General features: G+C 49.7%; 9 protein-coding genes. All 9 read left to right on the top strand.

The features are described 5' to 3' along the window. Positions 1-774 (top strand): putative oxidoreductase C-terminal domain-containing protein (locus VIP81_RS07160; protein WP_331957856.1); only part of this gene is annotated, 774 nt, incomplete at its 5' end. Positions 775-793: 19 nt separating this feature from the next. Then, complete coding sequence (locus VIP81_RS07155) at positions 794-1,894, top strand: Gfo/Idh/MocA family protein (protein WP_331957855.1); 1,101 nt, start codon at positions 794-796, stop codon at positions 1,892-1,894. 63 nt (positions 1,895-1,957) lie between these two features. Next, positions 1,958-3,298, top strand: a complete 1,341-nt coding sequence (locus VIP81_RS07150) for a Gfo/Idh/MocA family oxidoreductase (RefSeq protein WP_331957853.1) — start codon at positions 1,958-1,960, stop codon at positions 3,296-3,298. A 36-nt stretch (positions 3,299-3,334) separates the two neighbouring features. Further along, positions 3,335-4,711, top strand: a complete 1,377-nt coding sequence (locus VIP81_RS07145; RefSeq protein ID WP_331957851.1) for a sugar MFS transporter — start codon at positions 3,335-3,337, stop codon at positions 4,709-4,711. Continuing rightward, positions 4,680-5,888, top strand: a complete 1,209-nt coding sequence (nagA, locus tag VIP81_RS07140; RefSeq protein ID WP_331957849.1) for an N-acetylglucosamine-6-phosphate deacetylase — start codon at positions 4,680-4,682, stop codon at positions 5,886-5,888. The genes VIP81_RS07145 and nagA overlap by 32 nt, the downstream gene beginning before the upstream one ends. After that, positions 5,885-6,643, top strand: a complete 759-nt coding sequence (locus VIP81_RS07135; RefSeq protein ID WP_331957847.1) for a glucosamine-6-phosphate deaminase — start codon at positions 5,885-5,887, stop codon at positions 6,641-6,643. Before nagA ends, VIP81_RS07135 begins: the two co-directional genes overlap by 4 nt. 47 nt (positions 6,644-6,690) lie before the next feature. Continuing rightward, entirely contained in the window at positions 6,691-7,707 is a 1,017-nt protein-coding gene (locus VIP81_RS07130) for an NAD(P)-dependent oxidoreductase (protein ID WP_331957845.1), read from the top strand. 24 nt (positions 7,708-7,731) lie between these two features. After that, positions 7,732-8,805 (top strand): dihydrodipicolinate synthase family protein, encoded by a 1,074-nt coding sequence (locus tag VIP81_RS07125; protein WP_331957843.1) that lies wholly within the window; start codon positions 7,732-7,734, stop codon positions 8,803-8,805. Continuing rightward, positions 8,798-9,296: amidohydrolase (locus VIP81_RS07120; protein ID WP_331957842.1), on the top strand; the 499-nt coding region annotated here is incomplete at its 3' end. The genes VIP81_RS07125 and VIP81_RS07120, both read left to right, overlap by 8 nt.

The following is a 9,296-nucleotide window of genomic DNA, read 5'->3' as shown; positions in this document are numbered from 1 at the left end:
GTTATTAAGAAAAGTGTACACCATTTCAAAAAGACCGTCGCCGGAAAAACGTTGGTGCGTCCCAGTTGGTATATGGATGTACAGCAACAGGGAGAAGGGATTGTAGATGTAACCACCCACCTGGTAGACCTGGTGCAATGGACTTGTTTTCCCGAACAGATACTCGACTATAAAAAAGATATTCATATTGACACCGCTACTACCTGGCCTACTACCATGAGTGTAGCGCAATACAGCGGGATTACCGGTGGCGCAGCTTTAACACCAGCGCTGGCAGCTATGATGGGGACAGATAGCTCGCTGAAAATATATGCCAACGGATCCTTTGATTATACCATTCGTGGGGTACATGCACGCATTGCTGTGCAATGGGATTATGAGGCCCCTGCCGGTACCGGAGATACCCATTATTCCCGCATGCAAGGCAGCAAAGCAGCGTTGGTTATCAAACAGGATAAAGAACAAAATTACCTGCCCGTATTATATATCAGTCCTGTGTTGGCGGATGCAGCTTACACCGCACAACTGCAAACAGCATTTAACACACTGCAACAGCAATATCCGGGCATTGCACTGAAAGCAGCCGGGAAAGATTGGGAAGTAGTAATTCCCGAAACGCTGATAAAAAAACATGAACCCTTGTTTGCAACGGTCATGCAGCGATTTCTCGAATATGTAAAATCGGGGAATATGCCTGCCTGGGAAGTACCGGGCATGCTGGCTAAGTATTACACCACCACGCAGGCGCTGGCTGTCGCAAGAAGAATGGAATAGTAGTATCAAAAACAAGATCATGACAACAAATTTTAATCGCCGAAAATTTATCCGCACTGCCGCTATTACCGGTGTGGGAGCTGGTTTGCTGGGAAGTCTGCGCCCGCTGTATGGTATGGGTAAACAGCGTCCGGCAGATACGATCCGTATCGGCATTATTGGTTTGGATACCACACACGCCATTGCTTTTACGAAGGCATTTAATAATCCCGTTCCGGTAGCAGGACTGGAAGGCATGAAAGTAATGGCGGCCTTCCCGCAAACCAGTCCGGACATTGCTATGAACCAAAAGCGTTTGCCGGGCTTTACGGAAGAAGTGAAGAAAATGGGGGTGGAGATAGTCGATTCTATCGACGTGCTTTTAACGAAAGTAGATGTGGTACTGCTGGAATCCAATGATGGCAGACCTCACCTGGCGCAGGCGTTGCCGGTGCTGAAAGCAGGAAAGAAAATATTTATCGATAAACCACTGGCCGCCTCACTGGCAGATGGGATCACCATTTTTGAGACAGCAAAAAAATACCAGGCAGCTGTTTTTTCCGCGTCCTCCCTGCGTTTCATGGAGAGTGCGGAAAAAATAGTGAAAGACGGCGCTATTGGTAAAGTGTTGGGCGCTGATACTTACAGTCCTGCTGCGATCGAAAAAACGCATCCGGATTTATTCTGGTATGGTATCCATGGGGTAGAAACGTTATATACCGTGATGGGGACCGGTTGCAACACCGTGACCCGTTTTAATACACCCGATACCGACGTGGTAGTAGGGATGTGGGGCGATGAGCGCATTGGCACTTTCAGAGGTACACGCAGCGGTCCGGACGATTTTGGTGGCCGCGTATTTGGTGAAAAAGGCAGCATGGTACTCGGTCCGTTTAAAGGATACGAACTATTGCTGCAACAAATTGCCAATTTTTTCAGAACAGGTGTGTCGCCGGTAAAGCCGGAAGAAACACTGGAGATATTAGCTTTTATGGAAGCCGCCGAAGAAAGCAAACGCAGACAGGGCGCGCCGGTAAAGCTGGAAGAAGTGGAGGGGAGAATTACGAATTACGAATTACGAATTACGGATTTGTGTGGAGATGGTAAACATAATCCACAATTCACAATCCGTCATCCATAATTTTCACTCTCCCCACAAATCCGTAATTCGTAATTCGTAATTCGTAATTCTTAATTCCGCACTATGTCAGCATCCCGTAGAAACTTCATCAAAAAAACGGCGCAAGGTACTGCCGCTATTGCCCTGAGCAGCTTCATTCCTGGCTTCAGCGCAAAAAGTTATGCCCGCATCATGGGCGCCAATGACCGCATCCGTGTAGGGATGATGGGGGTGAACTCCCGTGGTCTGGCACTGGCCAACAACTACGCTAAACAGGCCAATTGCGAAATTGTATCTGTCTCGGATGTAGATACCCGCGCCGCAGAGAAATGTATTGAAAGTGTATATAAAATCCAGCAGCTCCGCGCCAAAGCGGTACCTGACTTCCGGAAGGCGCTGGAGAATAAAAACATGGATGCCCTCGTGATTGCAGCGCCGGATCACTGGCATGCGCCGGCAGCCATCCTGGCGGCTAAAGCAGGTAAACATGTATACCTCGAAAAGCCTTGCAGCCACAATCCGCATGAAGGAGAACTATTGGTGAAGGTGTCTGAAAAATATAAGACGGTGATACAAATGGGCAACCAGCGCAGGTCCTGGCCCAATGTTGCCGCCGCCATCCGTGAAGTGAAAGAAGGAACGATTGGTCGCGCTTACTTTGCGAAAGGCTGGTATACCAACAACCGCGAGTCTATTGGTTTCGGAAAAGAAGCGCCCGTACCCGAATGGCTGAACTATGATTTGTGGCAGGGCCCCGCTCCACGCCGCGCCTTCAAAGATAATCTGATCCACTACAACTGGCACTGGTTCTGGAACTGGGGCACCGGCGAAGCACTGAACAACGGCACACATATGATAGACCTCATGCGTTGGGGCCTGGGCGTGGATTATCCTACGAGGGTTACTTCTGCGGGGGGGCGTTACCGTTATAAAGATGATTGGGAAACACCGGATACACAAGTGATCACACTGGAATTTCCCAACAATACCAGCATGGTATGGGAAGGCCGCAGCTGCAACGGACGTAATGTGGAAGGTAATTCCGTAGGCGTTATCTTCTACGGTGAAAAAGGTTCATTGGTGATTGACGGCAACGCCTATACGATTTATGACCTCGATAATAAAGTGGTGAAGACGGTGAACAACGAAGTGGTCATCGATCCACGCAATCTCACCAACCCGGCGGAAACGCTCGATGCATTGCATATCCAGAATTTCTTTGATGGCATCCGTAAAGGAACGGCGTTGAAGTCGGATATTCTCAGCGGTCATCAAAGCACCTTGCTTTGCCAGCTGGGCAATATATCGTTGCGCTCCGGCAATGCGTTGCATATTGATCCCAGTAACGGACATATTCTGAATGATAAGGCGGCGCAAAAATTCTGGCAACGGGAGTACCAGCCAGGGTGGGAACCAACGATGTAATGGTACCGGGGAGAATCTCTGATAAAAACAATTTTCATGAAACAACGCGCGGTTACAGCTGGTTCGCTCAGCAAACGGGATACAGTTATTTCCATTCTTATGGTGGGTTTACTGTTCTTTGTATTCGGTTTCGTTACCTGGGTCAATGCCATTCTGATACCATATTTCAAGATCGCCTGCGAGCTGAGTAATTTCCAGTCGTACCTCGTGGCATTTGCTTTTTATATTTCCTATTTCTTTATGTCGGTGCCGGCCTCTTACCTGTTAAAGGCAGTGGGGTTCAAACGGGGCATGATGATAGGTTTTTGGGTGATGTCGCTGGGGGCACTGATTTTTATACCGGCAGCGTATACACGTACTTATGAAATATTCCTGGCAGGATTATTCATTATAGGATTGGGGCTGGCTGTATTGCAAACTGCTGCCAACCCTTATATCACTATCCTGGGGCCTAAAGAAAGTGCGGCTGCACGTATCAGTATCATGGGCATCTGCAATAAAGGCGCTGGCATAGTGGCGCCACTGATTTTTGCAGCGGTTATTTTAAAAGCAACGGATGGCGACTTGTTCAAAGAGCTGGCCTATATGAAAGGAGAGGCACGTACTGCCGTGCTGGACGCTTTGATCCGCCGTGTGATCCTGCCTTATGCAGTGGTGTCGGGTGTGTTGTTTGTGTTGGGTTGTCTCGTACGTTTTTCGCCTTTGCCGGAAATTGATACGGATCAGGAGAATGCGGAAGTAGCAGTCGCCAACGCCGGGAAAACGAGCATCTTCCAGTTCCCGCACCTGGTGCTGGGTGCGCTGGCAATCTTTTTACATGTAGGTACACAGGTAGTGGCGATTGACACTATTATTGGCTATGCAGGCGCTATGCATATTCCCTTACTCGAAGCCAAAACATTTCCTTCCTATACTTTATTCGTCACTATTTGCGGATACCTGCTGGGCATATCACTGATCCCGCGGGTGATCAGTCAGGCCAACGCTTTGCGCGTGTGTACGGTACTGGGAGCCCTGTTTACACTGGGCATTATTTACACGCATGGAGAAGTGAAAATACTGGGGCATGTGACCGATGTGTCTATCTGGTTTGTGGTATTGCTGGGCTTTGCCAATTCCCTGGTATGGGCGGGCATCTGGCCGCTGGCGCTGGATGGACTGGGACGCTTTACCAAATTGGGCGCGTCTATTATGATCATGGGATTATGTGGCAATGCGATGCTACCGGTAGTGTATGGATTGATGGCGGATGCATATAACGTACGCCTGGCGTATTGGGTATTATTTCCCTGTTACGGATACCTGATCTTCTATGCGTTTTACGGATATAAACTGAGGAGCTGGCGTCGTGCAGCGATACCGTCTTTACAACCACAAAAAAATGAACATGCCGGAAGCGTTGAAAATATGTAATGCCAACATTATTACGCCCTACCGCATTATCCGCGGAGGCAGCCTGTTGGTAATAGATGGCCGCATTGCCGCCATCGGGGAAAGAGACATCGCTACCAACGACGTACCAACCATAGATGCCGGTGGTGATTATGTGGCGCCCGGATTTATTGATCTGCATATTCACGGAGGGGGTGGGCATGATTTCATGGATGGAACCGCGACGGCTTTTCTGAATGTGGCGGCGAAACACGTGGAATATGGTACCACTGCGATGGTGCCTACTACGTTAAGCAGCGATACTGATAGTTTGTTGGATGCGGTACGGTTATACAAAACAGCTAACGCGCAGAATACAGCAGGGGCGCAGTTTTTAGGGTTACACCTGGAAGGGCCTTATTTTGCGATGAATCAGCGGGGCGCACAGGACCCGCGTTATGTGAGGCATCCCGATCCCCTGGAATATGAAGCGGTAGTAGCGGCGGCGGGTAAGGATATGGTGAGATGGAGTGCCGCACCGGAGCTGCCGGGCGCATTGGACTTTGGCAGGTACCTGCAATCAAAAGGTATTATGGCGGCGGTGGCACATACGGATGCATTGTATGAAGATATGCTGGAAGCGGTGGAGAGTGGCTATACGCATGTAACGCATTTATACAGTGCGATGTCTGGCGTTACGCGCCGGAACGCCTTTCGCTATGCCGGCGTGATAGAAAGTGCTTTCCTGATGGATGCGTTAACCGTAGAAATTATTGCAGATGGTATTCATTTGCCCCCAGCCTTATTGAAGCTGGTGTATAAAATTAAGGGCGCTGATAAAACCGCATTGATTACAGATGCGATGCGGGCGGCTGGGATGCCGCCGGGAGAAAGTGTGTTGGGGAATTTGCAGAACGGTTTGAAAGTAATTGTGGAAGATGGGGTGGCTAAATTGCCTGACCGTAGCGCATTTGCAGGGAGTGTAGCCACCACGGATCAACTGGTACGCAATATGGTGACGCTGGCGGAAGTGCCGCTGGCAGATGCGGTGCGGATGATGACCAGCACACCGGCGACGATCATGGGCATTGCAGATCGTAAGGGATCATTGACAGTGGGAAGGGATGCAGACATTGTTATTTTCGACGCCAACATCTCCGTGAGTAGGGTGATCGTAGGAGGAAAGATTTTATTTAACCGTAAAAATGAATGTGCATGATACCAGTGGTAACACAGGCGGGTCGCCTGAGCGTGATGGTGTATCCCAACCGGCAACAGCTGGGAATAGCTGCTGCCATGCAGTGTGCGGAGCGGATCAGCCATTTGCTGGAAGAGCAGCTGTATGTAAATATTATTTTTGCAGCAGCTCCTTCACAAAATGAATTTCTGTTGGCGCTGGCAGCAGAAAAAGATATCGACTGGCAGCGGGTAAACGCTTTTCATATGGATGAATATGTAGGACTGCCGGCGACTGCCCCGCAAGGCTTTGGTAATTTTCTGAAAGAAAGATTATTTGATCGACTGCCTTTCCGCGAAGTCCATTATATCAACGGCAATGCGCCGGATGCAGAAGCGGCTTGTTTTCGTTATGCCGCCTTGCTGAAAAAATATCCGGTAGACATTGTGAACATGGGCATTGGAGAAAATACACATATTGCTTTTAATGATCCGCATGTAGCGGACTTTAATGATCCACTGGCCGTAAAGGTGGTAGACCTGGATCTGGCCTGCCGGCAGCAACAGGTGAATGATGGCTGTTTTACAGCACTCGAGGAAGTGCCTACACATGCCATTACATTAACAGTGCCATCTCTCATGCGGGCGAAATATATTTACTGCATGGTGCCCGGTGCCAACAAAGCAGCGGCGGTGAATCATACGCTGCATGCCGCTATCAGTGAACAATATCCATCTACTATTTTGCGTACGCATCCACATGCTATTTTATTCGCCGATGTAAATAGTGCAGGTTAACTGCATGGACGTGTCGGTCTTCATCTCCCGAAAAAAAAATAATACATATGAAACAATTGGAAACTTTGGTTGACAGCCTGCTGCAACCTACTGACGCATTGGTGGCTGATATAGCCAGTCTCGAAGGAGATATTCTTATCCTGGGCGTAGGCGGGAAAATTGGTCCCAGTCTCGCTAAACTGGCTAAACAGGCGGTAGACCGCTCCGGCGTGAAGCGGCGCGTGATTGGTGTATCCCGTTTAACGGAACCCGGATTAAAAGAGCAACTGGAGGGATATGGTGTGGAAGCCATTGCCGCCGACCTGTTGAATGATGCGGATCTGCAGGCATTGCCGGACGTAAAAAATGTATTGTACCTGGCGGGCACCAAGTTTGGCACTACCGGCAAAGAAGCGTTTACCTGGGCCATGAACACTTACCTGCCAGGCAGGGTAGCGGAGAAGTTTAAAAACTCCCGCATTGTGGTGTATTCTACCGGTAACGTATATCCGTTTACGCCGGTATTTTCAGGCGGAGCAGATGAAAGTGTGGCGCCGGCGCCCATTGGAGAGTACGGGCAATCCTGTCTTGGCAGGGAGCGCATCTTCCAGCATTTCTCCGGAAAATATAACACACCAGTACTCGTATATCGTCTCAATTACGCCAATGACCTGCATTACGGCGTGTTGCTGGAAATAGCCAAAGCGGTGCGGGAAGAAAGACCTATTGATATCCGCATGGGACACGTGAACGTCATCTGGCAGGGCGATGCCAATGAAATGGCGCTGCGTGCACTATTGCATTGTAACGTACCGGCGAAGTTGCTGAACATCACCGGACCAGAAACCGCCTCTGTGAAATGGATCGCCGGAGAGTTTGGAAAACTGTTTGGAAAAGTACCGCAGTTCAGCGGGGAAGAACAACCAACTGCTTTGTTGAGCAATGCAGCAGAGAGTTTCCGGTTGTTCGGTTATCCGAAAGTATCCACGCTGCAAATGATCGGCCTCACTGCCGCATGGCTGCAGGAGGGTGGGCGTACCATTCAGAAGGCCACACATTTCCAGGAAAGGGAAGGACAGTTTTAAGTACATCTCACAAAAAGTATTATGATGGAATCTGCAGTTGAACAATTACTACATAGCGGTACTATTATACCCGCACACCCGCTGGCACTGGACCAATACCGGCGGTTAAACGAAAACAGGCAACGCCTGCTGACCCGTTATTATATCGCCAGTGGTGTAGGTGGTGTAGCAGTAGGCGTGCATACTACCCAGTTTGCGATCCGTCGTCCGGATATCAATTTGCTGGAGCCGGTATTGCGTATAGCGGCAGAAGAAATTGCTGCGGCCGGACTGGAGCGCCCTTTTATCAAGGTGGCCGGTATTTGCGGGCCTACGGAACAGGCGCTGGCCGAAGCCCGGCTGGCACTCAAATACGGTTATCATATCGGGTTACTGAGTCTGGGTGGATTGACGGCTCACACCGAAGCAGAGCTGCTGGCGCATGTGCGGGCGGTGGCAGACGTGATCCCTGTATTCGGGTTTTACCTGCAGCCTTCTGTGGGTGGCAGAATATTGAGTTATGAGTTCTGGGAGCAGTTTGTAGAAATCCCTGGTGTAAAAGCGATTAAAACGGCTCCTTTTAACCGTTATCAGACCCTGGATGTAGTTAGGGCAGTTGCTTCGTCTTCCAGGCGAAATAACATAGCTTTATACACCGGCAACGACGACAATATTGTGGCGGACCTGCTCACCACTTATCGCTTTCATGTAAATGGGGAAATAGTAGAAAAAGGTTTTGCCGGCGGCCTGCTGGGACATTGGTCGGTATGGACCGAAAAAGTGACAGGCCTGTTTGGCCGGATAAAAAATTGTATACTTGAGGATTATAAAGGTGCGGGTGCATTGTTGCAGGAGGGGATTGCCGTTACAGATATGAATGCCGCTATTTTTGATCCTTCCCATGCTTTCCGGGGTTCTATTGCCGGAATACATGAGGTGTTAAGGAGACAGGGATTGCTGGAAGGCACCTGGTGCTTAGAGGATCATGAAGTGCTTTCTCCGGGGCAGACAGCGGAAATAGACCGGGTGACTGCTGCTTATCCGCACCTGACAGATGATATTTTTGTAAAAGAATTTTTATCACAGGACAGTATAAAAAAATTGTTGCTACATGCTTAAAGAAAGAATCCGGCAATTGGCCAGCGGACTGCTGGAGGAGGCTACCGCGAATCGTCGCCACCTGCACACCCATCCAGAACTTTCCTACCGGGAATACCAGACGGCCGTTTTCATAGAAGATAAGTTGCGGGCCCTGGATATTCCTTTTGAAAGAATGGCCGATACCGGCATTGTTGCTTTACTGCAGGGCAGCGCAGCGCCATCCGATAAGGTGGTGGCCCTGCGCGCCGATATAGATGCTTTGCCTATTGTGGAATTGAACAAGGTGCCTTACCGCTCGCAGAACGAAGGGGTGATGCATGCCTGCGGCCATGATGTGCATACGGCTTCATTGTTGGGCGTAGCGGGTATTCTCAGCCGTATGAAAACGGAATTTACCGGTACCGTAAAATTTATTTTTCAGCCGGCGGAAGAAGTGATCCCCGGTGGGGCCAGTTTGCTGATTAAAGCAGGAGTGCTGGAAAATCCACGTCCTGCGCATATCCTGGGGC

Origin of the sequence: Chitinophaga sp., assembly GCF_036566945.1 — a bacterium.
Classification (GTDB): Bacteria; Bacteroidota; Bacteroidia; order Chitinophagales; family Chitinophagaceae; genus Chitinophaga.
This window is presented reverse-complemented; position numbering and strand designations above follow the sequence as displayed.